This is a genomic window from Enterococcus sp. DIV1307a, from assembly GCF_050537425.1.
Classification (GTDB): domain Bacteria; phylum Bacillota; class Bacilli; order Lactobacillales; family Enterococcaceae; genus Enterococcus; species Enterococcus faecalis.
This window is the reverse complement of sequence record NZ_CP172914.1, coordinates 436475-454205: the sequence shown is the minus strand read 5'-3', so window position 1 is coordinate 454205 and position 17731 is coordinate 436475. Positions and strand designations below refer to the sequence as shown.

The 17731-nt window shown below is 37.1% G+C and carries 19 protein-coding genes; 5 read left to right on the top strand and 14 right to left on the bottom strand.

Annotated elements, in window-relative coordinates:
* Window positions 1-32: 32 nt before the first annotated feature.
* From IGL90_RS02290 to IGL90_RS02270, 5 genes are all read right to left on the bottom strand, one after another.
* Window positions 33-680, bottom strand: a complete 648-nt coding sequence (locus IGL90_RS02290; RefSeq protein WP_002368017.1) for a DUF421 domain-containing protein — start codon at window positions 678-680, stop codon at window positions 33-35.
* 15 nt (window positions 681-695) lie between these two features.
* A complete protein-coding gene (locus tag IGL90_RS02285; protein ID WP_002355544.1) occupies window positions 696-1139 on the bottom strand; it encodes a DUF3290 domain-containing protein in 444 nt (147 codons plus the stop codon).
* A gap of 174 nt (window positions 1140-1313) precedes the next feature.
* Complete coding sequence (locus IGL90_RS02280; protein WP_002355543.1) at window positions 1314-2888, bottom strand: peptide chain release factor 3; 1575 nt, start codon at window positions 2886-2888, stop codon at window positions 1314-1316.
* A 173-nt stretch (window positions 2889-3061) separates the two neighbouring features.
* Window positions 3062-4441 carry a hemolysin family protein gene (locus IGL90_RS02275; RefSeq protein WP_002363168.1) on the bottom strand — a complete coding sequence of 460 codons (1380 nt, stop codon included), beginning with the start codon at window positions 4439-4441 and terminating at the stop codon, window positions 3062-3064.
* 174 nt (window positions 4442-4615) lie between these two features.
* Window positions 4616-5830 (bottom strand): AI-2E family transporter, encoded by a 1215-nt coding sequence (locus tag IGL90_RS02270; protein WP_002384914.1) that lies wholly within the window; start codon window positions 5828-5830, stop codon window positions 4616-4618.
* A gap of 75 nt (window positions 5831-5905) precedes the next feature.
* Between IGL90_RS02270 and IGL90_RS02265 the strand changes: the two genes are divergently transcribed.
* Window positions 5906-6337, top strand: coding sequence for a GNAT family N-acetyltransferase (locus IGL90_RS02265; protein ID WP_002355539.1), 432 nt, complete (start codon window positions 5906-5908; stop codon window positions 6335-6337).
* An 87-nt stretch (window positions 6338-6424) separates the two neighbouring features.
* Here IGL90_RS02265 and bph read toward each other — a convergent pair whose 3' ends face one another.
* The 5 genes from bph to pfkB all read right to left on the bottom strand — a co-directional run bounded on the left by bph (window position 6425) and on the right by pfkB (window position 10958).
* Window positions 6425-6958, bottom strand: coding sequence for a biofilm phosphatase Bph (bph, locus tag IGL90_RS02260; RefSeq protein ID WP_002355538.1), 534 nt, complete (start codon window positions 6956-6958; stop codon window positions 6425-6427).
* Between the two features lie 188 nt (window positions 6959-7146).
* Complete coding sequence (gene lacD, locus IGL90_RS02255) at window positions 7147-8124, bottom strand: tagatose-bisphosphate aldolase (protein ID WP_002364816.1); 978 nt, start codon at window positions 8122-8124, stop codon at window positions 7147-7149.
* Complete coding sequence (locus tag IGL90_RS02250) at window positions 8121-8582, bottom strand: fructose PTS transporter subunit IIA (RefSeq protein WP_002358680.1); 462 nt, start codon at window positions 8580-8582, stop codon at window positions 8121-8123. The genes lacD and IGL90_RS02250 overlap by 4 nt, the downstream gene beginning before the upstream one ends.
* A gap of 26 nt (window positions 8583-8608) precedes the next feature.
* Entirely contained in the window at window positions 8609-10027 is a 1419-nt protein-coding gene (locus tag IGL90_RS02245; protein WP_002355535.1) for a PTS fructose transporter subunit IIC, read from the bottom strand.
* Between the two features lie 4 nt (window positions 10028-10031).
* Window positions 10032-10958 (bottom strand): 1-phosphofructokinase, encoded by a 927-nt coding sequence (gene pfkB / locus IGL90_RS02240; protein WP_002355534.1) that lies wholly within the window; start codon window positions 10956-10958, stop codon window positions 10032-10034.
* A 178-nt stretch (window positions 10959-11136) separates the two neighbouring features.
* Between pfkB and IGL90_RS02235 the strand changes: the two genes are divergently transcribed.
* On the top strand, window positions 11137-11883 hold the full coding sequence (locus tag IGL90_RS02235) for a MurR/RpiR family transcriptional regulator (RefSeq protein ID WP_002363162.1): 747 nt from the start codon (window positions 11137-11139) through the stop codon (window positions 11881-11883).
* Between the two features lie 59 nt (window positions 11884-11942).
* On the opposite strand, the gene trmB is transcribed toward IGL90_RS02235, so the two are convergent.
* The 4 genes from trmB to IGL90_RS02215 form a co-directional block, all read right to left on the bottom strand.
* A complete protein-coding gene (gene trmB, locus IGL90_RS02230) occupies window positions 11943-12587 on the bottom strand; it encodes a tRNA (guanosine(46)-N7)-methyltransferase TrmB (RefSeq protein WP_002355532.1) in 645 nt (214 codons plus the stop codon).
* 72 nt (window positions 12588-12659) lie between these two features.
* Window positions 12660-13439: a phosphotransferase family protein gene (locus IGL90_RS02225; RefSeq protein WP_002355531.1), complete on the bottom strand. Its 780-nt coding sequence runs from the start codon at window positions 13437-13439 to the stop codon at window positions 12660-12662.
* A 128-nt stretch (window positions 13440-13567) separates the two neighbouring features.
* A complete protein-coding gene (locus IGL90_RS02220) occupies window positions 13568-14779 on the bottom strand; it encodes an ABC transporter permease (RefSeq protein WP_065420465.1) in 1212 nt (403 codons plus the stop codon).
* Window position 14780: 1 nt separating this feature from the next.
* On the bottom strand, window positions 14781-15518 hold the full coding sequence (locus IGL90_RS02215; protein WP_002363160.1) for an ABC transporter ATP-binding protein: 738 nt from the start codon (window positions 15516-15518) through the stop codon (window positions 14781-14783).
* 215 nt (window positions 15519-15733) lie between these two features.
* Here IGL90_RS02215 and IGL90_RS02210 point away from each other — a divergent pair, with 215 nt between their 5' ends.
* From IGL90_RS02210 to IGL90_RS02200, 3 genes are all read left to right on the top strand, one after another.
* Window positions 15734-16159: an HIT family protein gene (locus tag IGL90_RS02210; RefSeq protein WP_002398134.1), complete on the top strand. Its 426-nt coding sequence runs from the start codon at window positions 15734-15736 to the stop codon at window positions 16157-16159.
* A complete protein-coding gene (locus tag IGL90_RS02205; RefSeq protein ID WP_002398135.1) occupies window positions 16160-16504 on the top strand; it encodes a YtxH domain-containing protein in 345 nt (114 codons plus the stop codon).
* 163 nt (window positions 16505-16667) lie between these two features.
* Window positions 16668-17696 carry a peptidylprolyl isomerase gene (locus tag IGL90_RS02200; protein ID WP_010716801.1) on the top strand — a complete coding sequence of 343 codons (1029 nt, stop codon included), beginning with the start codon at window positions 16668-16670 and terminating at the stop codon, window positions 17694-17696.
* Window positions 17697-17731 lie beyond the last annotated feature (35 nt).

The window sequence follows — 17731 nt, the reverse complement described above, 5'->3', positions numbered from 1 at the left end:
CAATTCTAATATAAGTAGGATAAAAAGTATAGCTAAGCAATCGTTTTTTCTTCATATGGCGATAAACTTAACTGCCCAGATAAATACTCACCTAGATAGATTTCCTGTAATCTTTGGAATCCTTGTTCTTGGATTTGCGTTAATAGCCAGTGCTCATCCTTTTTGATTAACTCTAGGACATCCATGTTGGCTTGACCGTCCACAATAATCGGGTAACGAATACTTTCATCGCCATATTCGACGATTGTTAATTGACCATTTTGTTCTAAAACCGCCCGTTTAACAAGCTGGACTTCATAAATACCATTTGCTCGTAATTTAAACATCAGATCATTTGCAGAAATACCATTTTTCAAACATTCCTTCACCACAACCTGTCCATCCTTGATTAAAGTAATGGGTTTACCATCCACAATTTGCTTCACATAGCGATTGTGTTCTTTTGCAAATTTTAAAATTAAGACTAATAATGTCCACAAAATTAACACTAATACAAATTGGAGCACCGTAATTGAATCATTATAAATAACACCACCAATAATGCCCCCCAATACATAGTTTTGCACTTGGTCCATAGCCGATGTGGGCGCCAAATTCCCTTTTCCCATCAAATTAATTTGGACAATTAAACAAATAATACCTAAAGCAAATTTAATAATAATTGGACTATAAAACTGCATTAATTTTCCCTCACTTTACTTTATGATTTCAATCGTTGGTGTTAATAAATACGTTTCTTGTAATGTATAAGACTGCTGATCCGTACTTAAACTCATTTTATAAAAGACTTCGTCAATTTTAACTATGGTTCCGTCAGCCAATTGTGTACCATTGACATAAACTTTTTCTGGAGAAACCTTTTTTTCCTGTGCCACTTGTTCGACAAAATGTACCATTTGTGAAGATTGTGAATGCTGATTTTGGTTCAGTTGATAATTGGAATATTGAACCCCTAAAACAAATAATAATGATAAAAAAATAATAATACTTAATTCACGATATTTCGTTTGAATTTGATGTCGCACATAAAAACTAAACACAATGACTAGCCCGATTAACAAAGCAAAAATAAAAAAATACTTTAAGTAATCATTTAAATTAGATTGGCTTTTTAAATACTCGATGCCATAAAAATTCATGTTCTTGTCCACTCCTTGATAGGTTCGTTATAGTAAGTATTCTATCTCAAAAAAACAATCACGCCTACTTTAATACCTTATAACAAGAAAAAGCTCAGCGCAATCATCTTGAGAATGATTGCGCCGAGCTTCAATCTTCTAAAGATTCAGCTACCGATTGATTACAAATTAATTTTACATCAAACTTTTCAGTTCAACATCTGGATATTTATCCGCAAACCAGCGTTCCGCAAATTGGTTTTCAAATAAGAACAATGGTTGATCGAAACGGTCCCGTGCCAAAATATTTCGGCTAGAGCTCATGCGTTCATCTAAATCTTCTGGATTAATCCAGCGGGCAATTTTAGAACCCATTGGCGTCATTACTACTTCAGCATTGTATTCATTAGACATTCGGTATTGGAAAACTTCAAACTGCAATTGACCTACTGCGCCAATGATATATTCTTCTGTTAAATATGTTTTGTATAATTGAATGGCTCCTTCTTGAACCAGTTGGTAAATTCCTTTATGGAAAGATTTTTGTTTCATCACGTTTTTGGCAGTCACTTTCATGAATAATTCAGGGGTAAATGACGGCAACTCTTCATATTGAACATTCATTTTCCCTTCATACAAAGTATCGCCAATTTGGTAATTTCCTGTGTCATACACACCGATAATATCGCCTGCAACAGCTTCTGTGACGTTTTCGCGGGCATCCGCCATAAATTGTGTCACGTTACTTAATTTGACTTTTTTGCCTGTTCTACCTAAAGTCACGTCCATGCCTCTTTCAAAAACACCTGAACAAATTCGAACAAAGGCAATTCGATCACGATGGGCTGGGTTCATATTCGCTTGAATTTTAAAGACAAAGCCTGAAAATTCTTTTTCGTAAGGACTTACTTCGCCACCCTCTTCTGTTTTATGCGCATGTGGCGCAGGCGCAAATTGTAAGAAGGTTTCTAAAAATGTTTGAACCCCAAAGTTTGTCAAAGCAGAACCGAAGAAGACTGGCGTTTGATCACCACGAGCGATTTTTTCCTCGCTAAATTCATCGCCTGCTTCTACCAACAACTCAACATCTTCCAACACTTGTTGATAAACGCTGTTATTGTGCAATGGTAAATCGCTTGGGATATCGCCATCTTTTAAAGGAATAAAACGCTCCCCGCCATTATTTTCTGGACGATATAATTCCACACGTTCATTATAAATATCGTATAGACCTTCTAGGCCTTTTCCCATACCAATTGGCCAGTTCATTGGATAAGATTCAATATCCAATAGTTCTTCCAATTCTTCTAAAAGTTCCAATGGTTCCCGTCCGTCACGGTCCAATTTGTTAATAAAAGTAAAAATTGGAATACCACGTTTTTTAACAACTTGGAAAAGTTTTTTCGTTTGTGCTTCAATCCCTTTGGCACTGTCAATAACCATCACAGCACTATCCACGGCCATTAAGGTCCGATACGTATCCTCTGAGAAATCCTCATGCCCTGGGGTGTCTAAGATATTAATCCGTTTGTCTTGATAGTCAAATTGCATCACAGAACTCGTTACCGAAATTCCCCGTTGTTTTTCAATTTCCATCCAGTCAGATTTGGCAAAGTTCCCTGTTTTTTTCCCTTTGACTGTTCCAGCTTGGCGGATGGCGCCCCCAAATAATAATAATTGTTCAGTAATCGTTGTTTTCCCAGCATCCGGATGGGAAATAATCGCAAACGTACGGCGACTATCGACTGCTTCTTTTTGATTGATCGTCATAAAAATCTCCTTATCACTTGTGATGTTTATTTATTTATTTTCTTCAGCATAATTTTTGATTAACCTTTGCTAGTATATCATGTCAAGCCTTGAGAATAAAGAGCTGCTGTTGGCTGTTTTTTAAAAGGAAAACCTGCGACATTAGTCAAAACGACTGATGTCACAGGTTATTTTTAACGTCTTGGTTCGTCATCTTCCATTTCTTTACGGAAAAAACGACGATTTTCTTCTGGTTCTTCATCGACAGTTTCTTCATCGTAGAAATGAACGCGTAAGACTAGCAAACGTGTGCCTTCCATTTCTTCAGCAGTTAACTTAATATTGCCCACTTCAAAAGAAGGTTTTTCCCCTTCATCAGGAATGGTTCCTAATGCTGTAATTAAGTAACCTGCCATTGTATCAACATCGCTCATGTGTAAATCTGTTTCAAATACTTCATTAAATTCGTCAATTAACATGCGTCCTTGAACCAAATATTCATTGTCAGCCACTTGTGTATATAAATTTTCTACTTCATCTGTTTCATCGTCAATTTCACCAACGATTTCTTCTAGTAAATCTTCCAGTGTTGCTAAACCGACAACACCGCCATATTCATCTAGTAAAATCGCCATTTGGTTTTGTGTTCGTTTTAACTCATAAAGTAAATCATCAATAAAAATGGTTTCTGGGACAAATAATGGTTCTTGGATAATCGCGCCTAATTCAATGTTTTCAAAGCCTAAATTACGTGCAGCTTTTAGTAACGTTTTGGTATGTAAAATACCAACAATTTTATCTTTGTCTTCACTATAAACAGGAATCCGAGAATAATTTTCTCCTAAAATTAAATTGATGTTTTCTTGGACATCATCTTGGATATCAACCATGAATGCGTCTGTCCGAGGAACCATTACTTCTCGTGCCACTTTTGTATCTAATGAAAAGACACCTTGTAACATTTCTAGTTCTTCGTTTTCCAAAACACCTTCTGTTTCAAGCATGTAGCGCATTTCATCTCGTGTCATCTTCGAATCGGCATCATCGAAAGTCATTGGTGTGATTTTGGATAATAAATCGGTCGAAGCCGATAGCAACCAAACGAAGGGACGCGCGATAACTCCTAAAAAGCGGACTGCACCAGAAGTCAATTGAGCGACTTCTTCTGATTTATTCATGGCAATTCGTTTAGGATATAATTCACCAAATACAATAGAAACGTACGTTAACAACGCTAAGATAATGATACTGGCAAGACTCTTAGCTGCGGCGCCGCCACCTAATACAGGGGCCAAACGACTAGATAAAGTCTCTGCTAATGAAGCACCAGATAGGATATTAACCAAAGTAATCCCTACTTGGATTGTGGATAAAAAGTTATTGGGGTCTTGCAATACCTTAAGCAATTTTTGAGCTTTTGCGTCGCCGTCTTCCGCTTTTTGTTCCACACGATTCTTGTTAACAGATACGACTGCAATTTCCGCCGCTGCCAAAAAGGCATTGATAAACGTCAACACGACTAATAATAGAAGTTGCGCAATTAGCGACTGACTCTCAGGGTCAGCATTATTCATAATGTTCTCTCTCTCCTTAATTGTTGATAATTCCGAGGCTGTACTTTCGTACTCTTTTAACGTTCTTCCTCTTTTTATGGTTAGGCTTAGAAACAGACACAATCAGTATTATGACAGGTTATTTTCTATCCTAATCCATAAAATCATAGCACGAAAGATTAGCGGATTCAATCATTAACCGTTATTTTCTTTCGTATTTGTTTCATTCCCTAAAAGAACGGCATTGGTAACTTTTTCACTACGACCCGCTTTGACCATATCAATAACATAGTAGATAATGGTCCGGCAGATTGCGTAAAATGGAACGCCAAGGAAAATACCTAGCAAACCTGCTAAATTTCCTGCCACCAATAAAATTAAAATAATCGTTAACGGATGGATTTTTAGAGATTTTCCGATAACGTTTGGATAAATAATATTTCCGTCCAATTGTTGAACCACTAGCACCACTAAACAACATAAGGCTGCTTTGACGGGTTCATTAAAGATGGTCACTAAGACAGCGGGCGCTAATCCTAGATAAGGGCCTAGATAGGGAATCAAATTCGTAAAGCCGGCAATGACACCAAATAAAAAGGCATAACGAACGCCAAGCAATGAATACCCAATAATCGTAAATGTACCGACAAATAAACATTCAATCGCTTGTCCACTAATATAACTGGATAAGGTTTGGTTCAATTGTCCTAAAAGATCCACAATATCATCTTTTCTTTTTTCAGGTAAAAAACGTTGAATCGCTGGTACTAGCTTGTCTCCATCTTTTAACATATAAAATAAAATAAATGGCGCAGTGACCAAAACAATGGTGGTTGACGCCACCGTTGATACGATTGAACCTAAGCTACTTGATAAACTACTTAAAAATTGTTGGATAATATTTGCATAAGAAATATCCATTTTTTCAATATAGCTTGTTAAATCAATTTGTTTAAAAATAGGTAACTCCGCAATCTCATAAATCCAGGTCTCCACTTGTTTAAAGAAATCAGGCATACTTGATGCTAAACTAGCTAGCTGATCTGCCAACTTAGGGATAATTGTTAATAAGATCAGAACTAATGCGATGATTAGTAATAAAAATACCAGTAAGACGGCATAAATTCGTTTCATTTTCGTCTTCATTAGTAGATTGACCACAGGATTTAGTAAATAATACAAAAAGCCTGCTACTAAGACTGGGGCAAACAACGTTGAAAAGAATGTCCCAATCGGTGCAAATAAGAAATTAATTTTCGAAGCAATAAATAATAGCATGGCCACGACAAGTAATTCAACTGACCAGAAAAATAATTTCGATTCTTTAAATCGATTAATCACAGCGGCTCCTCCTTTATTTTTATTCAATTGTTGCTGTTTTATTTTATCACACCTTCCCCCCTCAGTCATTGAGAATACTTCATTGCTAGAACTTTTTCGTGGTATAATAAAATAGAAACAGATTCTGAACTTGGGGGTTTTTCTATGCATGTAGCTCAAACAAAAGATACCATGAGTGATCTTTATTTAGATGCTGTCCGGCTTCGTCAACGCGTATTCGTAGCGGAACAAGGGGTACCAGAAGAGATGGAAATCGATGAATATGAAGCACATTGTATTCACTTTGTTTTGTACACGAACCATGTAGCTGTCGCAACTTGTCGCTTGCTTCCACTAGAAAATGGCGTTATGAAATTACAACGAATGGCCGTTGAAAAAGCTTACCGTGGCGCCGACTATGGACGAGTGATTATGGAAGCGGCGGAAAATTTTGCCAAAGAACAAGGCTACCACAAGATTACTCTAGGAGCACAAGTCACCGCTGTAGGCTTCTATGAACGTTTAGGTTATCAAAAAACAGGAGCACCTTTTATGGATGCTGGCATTGAACACTACGAAATGAATAAAGAACTATAACACCAATTAAATCGGAAAATTTAGAGCTTGGAGCATTAGCCATTTTGGCTAATGCTCCAAGCTCCTTTTGTGGGCTGTTTACATCGGCTATTTTTTTGATAGCTGTTGATAACGTTGATACCAGATATCTACATACTCGGGCGAGAAGGGGCCTTTTTCGTTATTAATCCAATCCACTAAAGTCTTGACATTTTCTTTTAAAATGAAGTCAATATCTTCTGGATAATCCATTAGTTTGCTATGAAATTCATATTCATCAACGTCTAGTAAACGTTTTTCACCATCTGGAAAAACCTTGATATCTAAATCATAATCAATATACTTCAACGCTTCGTCATCTAAAACATATGGCGAAGCCAGATTGCAGTAATACGAAACCCCCTTTTCTCTAATCATTGCTATTATATTGAACCAATATTTCTTGTGAAAATAAACAATGGCTGGTTCACGAGTCACCCACCGACGTCCGTCGGATTCCGTTACTAACGTGTGATCGTTCACACCAATTAAAGAATACTCGCTCGTTTTTAGTACCATCGTATCACGCCACGTTCGATGTAAATGTCCGTCATGTTTATAACTCTGAATGGTTACAAACTCGCCTTCTTTAGGAATTCCCATAATACCCCAACTTTCCCCAAATAAAGTAAAGCACTGTTACTTTTTGGGTGTTCATACATCGATATCAAAATAATTATATCATATCTTTTGAGTTTGCGTACATTGAGTTCACTTAAAGAAGACGATTTCTGAAAAAATTTAATTCAGATGACCAAATAGTTTAAATTCAGTATATATTTTCAGCTTAATTACTGTATTTTTTCAAAGACTGATACTGCGCTCTCTCTTAAAACCTGATTCAATTCTTCAACATTTGTTTTACCAGTTGTTTCAAGCCACGCAACGGCTGCTTCAGAACCTTGTTGAACAAATGGAAGCACGCCGTCTGCCCAAGTTGCGCGACCACATAAGACTCCATTAAACGAGGAACCTGCTTTTTTTGCAAATTTCAATGTTTCCTGAAACATCGTAGCACTAACCCCTGCACTCAAGAAAATAAATGGAAGTTGTGTTGCTTCACTTTGCATGTTGAAAAAGGCCTGCGCTTCATCTTGGCTATAAAGACTTTCAGTGCCAAAACCTTCTACAAAATTCATGTTCACAGGGACTTCTACTTTTAAAACATCAACATTATAGCGATCCTTTGAAAATTCTTTCATCGCTTCAATTACTTTGTGCGGTTTTACTTTAGCGTATTCTTTTGAAGCACTATCCGAATTGTTTGCATCATAAGAGACAATTTCTAAAAAGAATGGAATTTCTTCGGCTAAACACTCTGAACCAATCCGTTCTATATAAGCTTTCTTTCGTTCATTGATTGCTTCACTTTCGTCAACATCGTAATAAAGTAAAAATTTACACGCGTCTGCGCCCGCTTCTTTTAAACGCTTAACCGACCAAACATCAAGACTATCGGGTAACCGTCCTGGTGTCGAAGCATCGTAGCCCGTTTTTTCATACGCAAGTAACAAACCTGAAGTCTGTGCTCGATTTTCAGCAGCAGCTAGGCCATATTCTGGATCCAACAAAATTGCTGAAGTCTCTGGTGTTAAGCAACGAGATACTAATACTTTAAAGTCACTGATTTCTTGCGCAGTCACCTCTTTGTATTTTCCCATCATGCGTTTTAAGGCCCCACGTTGATCAATGGCTAGTGCGCCAATAATCCCTTGATCATCTACCAGATTTTCTAAATGTTTACGTTTTTGTTCACTAATTTTTTTCATTCTGTTCCCTCTCCTAATTGATTATTTAGTAACGTAGCAATTTCAGCTGGCGAACTTGCTTGTTTCAGTCCAGAAGTAACTTCTTCTCTTAATAGGAGGCGCGCAACGGAAGAGAGTAATTTCAAATGTGTCGTGCCAGCTTCGGCATCTGGAATAAACAGCGCAATCACAAACTCCGTTAATTGGTTGTCAAGGCTCTGCCACTCAACACCTTGGTCCAAGGTAACGATGATAATGGCCGCTTGTTGAATCGTTGCTGCTTTTGCATGAGGTATCGCAAATCCATTCATCATCCCCGTTGTTCCTTCTTGTTCTCGCTCGTTCAGTTTATCGAAAACTTCCTGTGCGTCCTGAGCAACTTCCAATTCTGTTGATTTTTTTGCTAAAAAGTGAAAAACATCCTCTTGCGTTTGTAACTGTTGATTTAAAAAAATATGATTTTCTTTAATAAAAGCCATTCCATCCACTCCTAATTCCTGTTATTTCATTTTTTTGATAACGATTGCTCTTGTTTGGCGATTCTACTTTTTTGTACAAAACCTAGCAATAAACCGCCTACCAATGAACCAGCTAAAATTGCCAGAACCCATTGAACAGCGTGAGTAACAACTGGTAAAACAAGAAATCCTCCATGAGGTGCTGGCACTTGTACCCCAAACATATACGTTAGGACTGCCGCAATTGAAGATCCGAGCATCATAATTGGTAAAACCTTCAAGGGGTCTTTTGCCGCAAACGGAATAGCGCCTTCTGTAATATGTGTGGAGCCTAAAATAAAGTTCACTAGCCCCGCATTGCGTTCATTTGTGTCAAAGTATTTTCCAAAGAATAATGTAGCAAAGCCTGTAATTAAAGGTGGCGCTATGCAGGCAGCAGAAACTCCTGCCATAAAAGAAGTATTTCCTTGAGCTAAGAGTGCCGTCCCAGTAACATAGGCCGCTTTATTAACTGGACCTCCCATATCAAAGGCACACATACAACCCACAATTATTCCTAAAACCAACGGACTGGAGTTTTGGAAACTAGCTAAAAAGCTCATCATTCCTTCGTTAACAGCTTTCATCGGATCTGCTAGTAAAGACATAGTGATACCAATAACTGCAACGCCAATGACTGGATAAAGGAAAATTGCTTTTAAACCATCTAATGATTTAGGCAAACCTTTAAATACTCTTTGTAATAAAAGAATGAAATACCCAGCAAGAAAACCAGATAATATCCCTCCTAAAAAGCCAGTGCCACCAGTGTTAGCAATCAAACCACCGACAAAGCCCACAACCAAACCAGGTCGTTTGGCAATCCCCTCTGCGATATACGCAGATAAGATTGGCACCATCATGCCCATTGAGGCATCACCAATACTTTTTAACATAGCAGCGGTAGCATTATACTGACTACTTTCTGGATCAAATGAATAAATGCCCCAAATAGCAAAAGAAAGAGCAATTAAAACGCCGCCTGCTACTACAAACGGCAACATGTGAGAGACGCCATTCATTAAGTTTTTATAAATACTATGTCCAACATTTCCTGAAGAAATCTGTGTTTCCTGTTCAAGTTCATCCACTGCTTGGTTTTCGGCCGCAATCGATCCTTTGCCTGCGAGTGCTTCTTCAATTAAGCGATCTGCTTCTTTAATCCCCACACTGACAGGGACATCAATGATTCGTTTCCCAGCAAAACGTTCTGCTTGAACGTCTTTGTCGGCGGCAATAATGACTGCCTCCGCTCCTTGGATTTCTGCAGGTGTTAACTCGTTTTCTATACCAATCTGACCATGTGTTTCAACCTTAATCGTAATACCTTTACGTTTCGCAGCTTGTTCCAATGCCTCCTGTGCCATATACGTGTGCGCTATTCCCGTCGGACAACCTGTAGCAGCTATTAATTGATACGTAGCCATCTGTTTATTCCTCCTCTTGAATCTTTATTTGTTGCTCTAACTCCTGAACATCTGAAAAATCTGTCAATCCTTTGCGAAATGCTGTTGAACTACCTGCTGCAATACTTCTTTTTAAATTTTTTTCCAATGAAAGTCCTTGATGCCAGCCAGCTAAAAAGGTACCTAACATTGCATCCCCTGAACAAGCTGTATTCACAACCATTCCAGTTGGTGAATTACCTGAAAGAACCTTTTCATTATTCATAAATAAAGCCCCTTCACTACCTAAAGAAAGTAAAATATTTTTGGCTCCCCGCTTCAGTAATTCTTGTCCGTAAAAAATGTAATCGTCCTTAGTCTGCACTTCTGTATGAAACCACTCTTGAAGTTCTTCTTCATTTGGTTTCAATAAAAATGGTTGATAAGGCAAACAATCTAAAATTTCTTCATAACTACTGTCTAAAATTAAGAACACCTGCTTTTCAAAACAAATTCGGCTAATTTCAATCAAAATACTTGGCGAAACCCCTTGTGGTAAACTTCCTGATACGCACAAATAATCCCCTTTACGTAACTCTGAAATTTTTTTCAAAAAACGTTGTACATGTTCTTCAGATAATTTTGGTCCTTTATTGACTAATTTGTATTCCTTTTGATCTTGGGTAACTTTTGTAAACACATTGATTCTCGTTGTGCCAGCGACTTCGATAAAATCAGTGGTTATCTCTTTTTCTTTTAAATAATCCTCGACATAGTTCCCAGTGAAACCAGCTTTGACTCCCAAAGCGGTATTATCAATCCCTAACATCTTTAAAATTAGGGAAACATTGACTCCTTTCCCGTTTGCTTGAATATCATCTTCCTTCGTGCGATTCACGACAAAAGGAACTAGCTCTTCTGTTTCGATAAATAAATCAATGGCTAAATTTAATGTACATGTATAAATAGTCACTGTAGTTCCTCCTTTCTCCTCTTTATTATGTCTCAAAATACCATGTAAAGGTTTTCATTCTTTCGCAAAAATATAGAAAACATTTACAATTTCATAATTTCTCTAGCTTTTTTATTTTTTTTCATTAAAAATAGGCTTATAAATGTTTTTTTAGTGAAAGAAAGAAGGGCTAGCCATTATGGAACAAAAATTGAGTGAGTCAGAGCAATATCTCTGGCATTTTATCGAAACACATATTTTAGAAATCCCTGATTATTCCATTGTAAAATTAAGCGAACGAGCCAACGTATCAACTGCGACGATTGTAAGAACCATGAAAAAGAAAGGCTATGAAGGTTTCACATCCTTCAAGCATCATTTGAAAGATAAAGAAAACCAAAATATAAATTTTTCAGCATTAGAAAAAGTAGACCGAGGAATTCGGACGGCCATTTTAAAGAATGAAGAAGAAGTAACTCGCACGATTAACATGATTGAAATTGGTAATATCGAAGATGCGATCCAAAAAATCAAAGCTTCTCGACGGATTATTATCTTTGCTAGAGGTTTTTCAGAATTAATTGCTCAGGAAATGATGGTTAAGTTTCAATTGGCTGGCAAATACTGTGAACTGCATACGGACCCAGAAATTATTAAAAATATTAGTAAAAAGTTATCAAAAAAAGATGTGGCTCTTTTTGTTTCTTTAAACGGAGAAACCCAAGAATTAGTTGTCGCTGGTAAAAACTGTTACGACTCAGAAATTGGGACTATCCTTTTAACTGCAAGCAAACACTCTAGTTTAATGAAATATATTGAAATTCCGTTCGTAGGCTTCAAATCAGAAGGCTCCTTTTTCCCCGATTATGAAGTGCGTTCACGGTTACCACTATCCATTCTGGCAAGAATTTTATTGGACGCCTATGCTTTAAGAACGACAACTTAGGCTTTCTTAAATAATAAAAAACAAGCATTCCTTCACTTAAAATAAAGGAATGCTTGTTTTTATTTTGCAACAAAACGTGCTTCTACTCGATAAATTCGTTGACCACGACTAGAAAATTTTTCTTCGTATTCTGTCATAATGTTGCCTTCAAACTCGCTATTATGCAAATCTAGCCACACACGTTCAATAATCATGCCATATTTAGAAAAGCTACTTAATGAGTATTCGAAGAGCCCTTGATTATCCGTTTTAAAATGAATTTCTCCATTTGGTTTTAAAATAATTTCATCTGTCGCTAAAAAGTTTTTATACGTTAAACGACGTTTTTCATGTTTTTTCTTTGGCCAAGGATCTGAAAAATTTAAATAGATTAAATCTACTTCATTTTCAGCAAAATATTCTGTTAATGCTTCGCCGTCTACTCGCAATAACTGTAGATTAGGTAACGGCTCGGCCACTAGCTTATCTAATGCAATCGATAAAATACTTAATTGCATATCGATACCAATATAATTAATTTCAGGATGTGCTTTAGCCATTTCATAAATAAAACGACCTTTACCTGAACCAATTTCAATGTGGATGGGATGATTATTGCCAAAACGTTCTTGCCATTTCCCTTGCCATTTTTCAGGACCTTCTACCACATATTGTGGATATTTTGCCATATATTCTGCTGCTCCGGGTCTATTTCTTACACGCATATTTAAAATTCCTTTCTTTTAAAAACAGACTGGTGAAATTCGCCAGCCTGTGTGGATGTTAAATGAATTAGTTTAACTACTAAACATTCGTTTTAATTGTAAAATTTCTGCAGTCATTGCTCTTCTTTCGCCTTCTTGATGATGACGAACAATCTCTTGTAAAAAGCTAAATAAACCATACCAATAAATTCGTTGAACCGTACTTTCATTCGGGATTAAACCATAAGATAGTAACCATTGATTCCAACCGGAACGAGGCACATAATGACTCAAAATCATTCCTAAATCTACCGCTGGGTCCGCGACCATCACAGAATCCCAATCTACTAAATAGAGATAATTATTCGAGACTAACCAATTCCGATGATTCACATCGCCGTGGACAGCCACATAGCTAGTTTCTGGATATTCTGGTAAATGATTGTATAAATAAGTGATTACTTCTTTTAAATAACTGTTTCGTTTTAATTCTTTAGGTAGTTGACGCTTATACTCTTTCAACATTGTTAGCGGGGTACAAACTTCGCCACCAATTTTTTTCAACATGTCTTTCAGCAAATTGGAATGATGCAATTGGTATAACACGTCAATCACGTCATTGCGTTTGCCAATTTCGTCCGCATGTAATAAACGTCCTTCCAGCCATTCTTGGGCTGTTAGTACGTCGCCATTCGCTGTCCGCTTTGTCCAAATCATCTTCGGGGCTAACCCTTCTTTAGACAATGCTGCAAGAAGTGGAGAAGTGTTTCGTTTAATGAACACTTTCTCTGTTTCTTTTATTCCCATGTATGTTTGACCAGTTGCGCCCTTTATCGGCTGCAGACGCCAGTCTTTATCCAACTGAAATTCCATGGAAATTATCTCCTATCTCAACACAATTTTATTGCAATTTTTACAGCAATTACCATTTTAGTCGCCAAACCTTGCTTCGTCAAGCTTCTATGTGGTTCTTTTGTAAATTTTGCTGGGTTTTCTCATCTTTATAACTTATTCAAGCGCATTGGAACATACATTTTAGTGAAAATCACAACTTCTACAATTAAGGCACCCAGAATGAGCAAGCTATTTTGCAAACTGCCTAAACGAAGGCAGACAATCCCACCAAAAATAATGGCCGCAACAGATAATGCGCCACCAATTAACCGGCGAATCGCTGCTTGTTTTTTTTCTATTGAAATTGGATATAGCTGTGTCATCACCATATAATCAAATTGCGTGTACATGGGAATCAACTGGAACCCGATTAAATAGACAAACAATAAAGCAACTACCAACGCAATCCAGAATTCTTGTAAAAAGAAGAGTAGCACGCCACCAACCAAAATCAAACGAAACAATAAGCCGCTATATTCGCTACCTCGTAAAAAGCTCCGAATGAATAAGTAAGCATACGTGTTCTCAGATGTTTTTTTGACTACTCCGAGGAGAGGATCTAAGTATTTACGGCGTTTCACTGTACTACTCACTTCAGGAATATCTGTAAACAGCTGAATGAATTTATAAATTCTATGCATTCTGTTTTGTTCTTTTTGGATCATTTTTTCCCAATCCAAGAAACTCTGTTTCATCTTATTTTGCCAAATACTCGATAAACAAACGGCCAGGATGATGCCACCAATCACACCAACCCAAGGCGTCCAGTAAATGGCTCCCGTCATAATCAAGAGACTACTGATCAACCAAACGAACCACCAACTACGGTAAGTGGTTGACGAAAGATGATAGAGCCCATAGCTTTGTAAACTAAGATGTGTATAAATCATACAAACTAGCATGACCAAAAATAAAAAGAAGGTTTGAAACGACCAACCCGTTGTAACTACAATCAACGGCATCAATAGGCCACTTCCTAGAAAGCTGACCACAATCGGTAAAAGTAAAGAGTAGCGCAGCGCCCGTTTCAGATAAGCAGCGAATTGTTTTTCTTTTGGTAATAAAAAAACCTTGTCTGGCTCTTCTGTCAAAGTAGCCAACTTACCAACTTGAATGAGTAGCAGCCAGCCCAACAGAATTAACGGTCTGCCCCAAACAAAATCACGAGGTAATTCTTTTAACAACTGGGAATAGTACAGACCTAATCCGCCTAATAAAAACATACAGACTAAAACAAAATGATCATTTAAAATATAGCGCAAGTACTTGGACATTTTTTTGAAATGCCGTGACAAACGTTGACTAAAAAATTCGCCCATGTTACCCCACCTTTTCTTCCTTCGTCAAGGCAAGATAAATATCATCTAAAGAAGACTCTGGTAAATTAAATTCTGCACGTAATTCAGCCATTGTACCGTTTGCCCGTAACTTCCCTTCGTGTAGCACCACAAAGCGATCACAATATTTTTCAGCTGTTGCTAAAATATGCGTGGACATTAAAATCGCTGCCCCTTGCTTACGCATCGTATCCATTAATTCTAATAAAGCATGAATTGCTAAAGGATCTAAGCCTAGAAAAGGTTCATCAATAATATATAAACTCGGTTCAATTAAGAATGCACAAAGTACCATGACTTTTTGTTTCATGCCTTTTGAAAAATTAGCAGGAAACCATTCCAATTTATTGTCTAAGCGGAACGTTTTTAGTAATGGTTCTGCTCGTTTGAACGCTTCTTCTAATGGAATATCATAAGCCAAGGCCGTTACTTCGATATGCTCTTTCAATGTTAATTCTTCATATAAAGAAGGTGTTTCCGGAATATACCCGATTTTTTTACGATATTCTTCAGGGGCTTGTTGCAATGTTTCCCCGTCAATCATAATTTTGCCTTTTTGCGGCGTAAGTAACCCAATAATATTTTTGATGGTGGTACTTTTCCCCGCACCATTCAAGCCGATTAAACCAACCATTTCACCAGACTTGACATCAAAATTAATATCTTTTAAGACAGGAATATGGCCGTAACCTCCTGTTAAATGTTCAATTGTTAAGCTCATTTCTTTTGCCTCCAACCTTTTCTCTCTACCATTATTAAACCCTAAGCGAACCAAGAATTCAAAAATTACTCCCTTAATTAAATGGATTTTTTTCTTTCTCTTATTATACACGAAATGAAACGAACTTTTTAGCGAACTCACGTACTTTTTCATCCACAGAGAAATCAACTTGTGGTAAAGTAAAGGAAAGAACCTAGAGAAAAGAGGAATTTTTCATGAATGATTGTATTTTTTGTAAAATTATCAACGGCGAAATCCCAAGTTATAAAGTCTATGAAGACGAGAAAGTCTACGCGTTTTTAGACATCACACAAGTGACCAAAGGACATACCTTAATGATTCCAAAACAACACGTTGCTGATATTTTTGAATATAATGACCTTTTAGCAAGTGACGTCTTTGCTCGTATTCCTAAAGTAGCACGAGCATTAGAAAAAGCTTTTCCAGAAATGGAAGGATTAAACATTTTAAATAACAATAAGGAAGTGGCTTATCAATCCGTTTTCCATTCCCACGTTCATTTGATTCCCCGTTATTCAAAAGAAGATGATTTCTCTATTCATTTTGGCAACCATCAAGAGGACTATTCCGCCGAAGCGATGCAAGAAATTGCTGAGACCATTGCAAAGCAGGTGAACTAAATGAAAAAATTTATTAAAGGCCTCTTTTTTGGCGCAGCTGCCGGTACCATTGGCGGTTTGTTGGCTGCTCCAAGAAGCGGGAAAGAAACACGTCAGCATTTAATCAATGAGCTAGAGGACTATCGTTCACTGAAAAATCAAGTCACGAATGACTGGGATCAGGTGCAACGAAACTTGGGAGTTGTCGAAGAAAACGTTCCACTGGCAACTGAATTTTCAAAAGACCTGCAACAAGAAATCACTGATTTCAAATTCCAAGCGGAACCTCGGATTGCTCAAATTAAAGAACAAATTGCCAAAATTACAGCTGAATTACCTGACACACAAACCAACAAGCAAAAGTAAAGTCTTTGATGTTAATTATTTCTTTTGTTATTAAAAAAATAAAAAGTGTGACGTAAATACGAATTTTGTTTGAAACTATGCCTGAGACTCTTTCTTTTTCAAAATGAGGTATGGTATAGTTATAACAGAAATAAAACTAAAAAAAACAGGAGTGCATAAGAGAATGAAGAAAAAACTAATCTTAGCTGCAGCGGGCGCAATGGCCGTTTTTAGTTTAGCAGCGTGTTCAAGCGGTTCAAAAGATATCGCAACAATGAAAGGTTCAACAATTACTGTTGATGATTTTTATAACCAAATTAAAGAACAAAGCACTAGCCAACAAGCGTTTAGCCAAATGGTTATTTATAAAGTCTTTGAAGAAAAATATGGCGACAAAGTAACTGACAAAGCCATTCAAAAGAAATTTGATGACGCTAAAAAACAAGTGGAAGCGCAAGGCGGAAAATTCTCTGATGCACTAACACAAGCTGGTTTAACTGAAAAATCATTCAAGAAACAATTAAAACAAGCCGAAGCAATGCAAGTAGGTTTGAAAGATCATTTGAAAATTACAGATGAAGACTTAAAAACAGCTTGGGCAAGCTTCCATCCAGAAGTAGAAGCACAAATTATCCAAGTTGCTTCAGAAGATGATGCCAAAGCTGTCAAGAAAGAAATCACTGACGGCGGCGATTTCGCAAAAATTGCCAAAGACAAATCAACCGATGCTGCAACGAAAAAAGACGGCGGTAAAATTAAATTTGATTCACAATCAACAACTGTTCCTGCCGAAGTTAAAGAAGCTGCCTTCAAACTAAAAGACGGCGAAGTATCAGAACCAATTGCTGCAACAAACGCACAAACGTACCAAACAACTTACTATGTAGTGAAAATGACGAAAAACAAAGCAAAAGGCAATGACATGAAACCTTATGAAAAAGAGATCAAGAAAATTGCTGAAGATACAAAATTAGCCGATCAAACATTCCAAGCAAAAGTTATTAGTGACGAATTAAAAGCGGCCAATGTGAAAATTAAAGATGATGCCTTCAAGAATGCTTTAGCAGGCTACATGCAAACTGAATCTTCAAGCGCTTCTTCAGAGAAAAAAGAATCAAAATCAAGTGATTCTAAAACAAGCGATACCAAAACAAGCGACTCTGAAAAAGCAACAGATTCTTCAAGCAAAACAACAGAATCTTCTTCTAAATAAGCATAAAAAAGAGAGTGGTCGATTGACCACTCCCT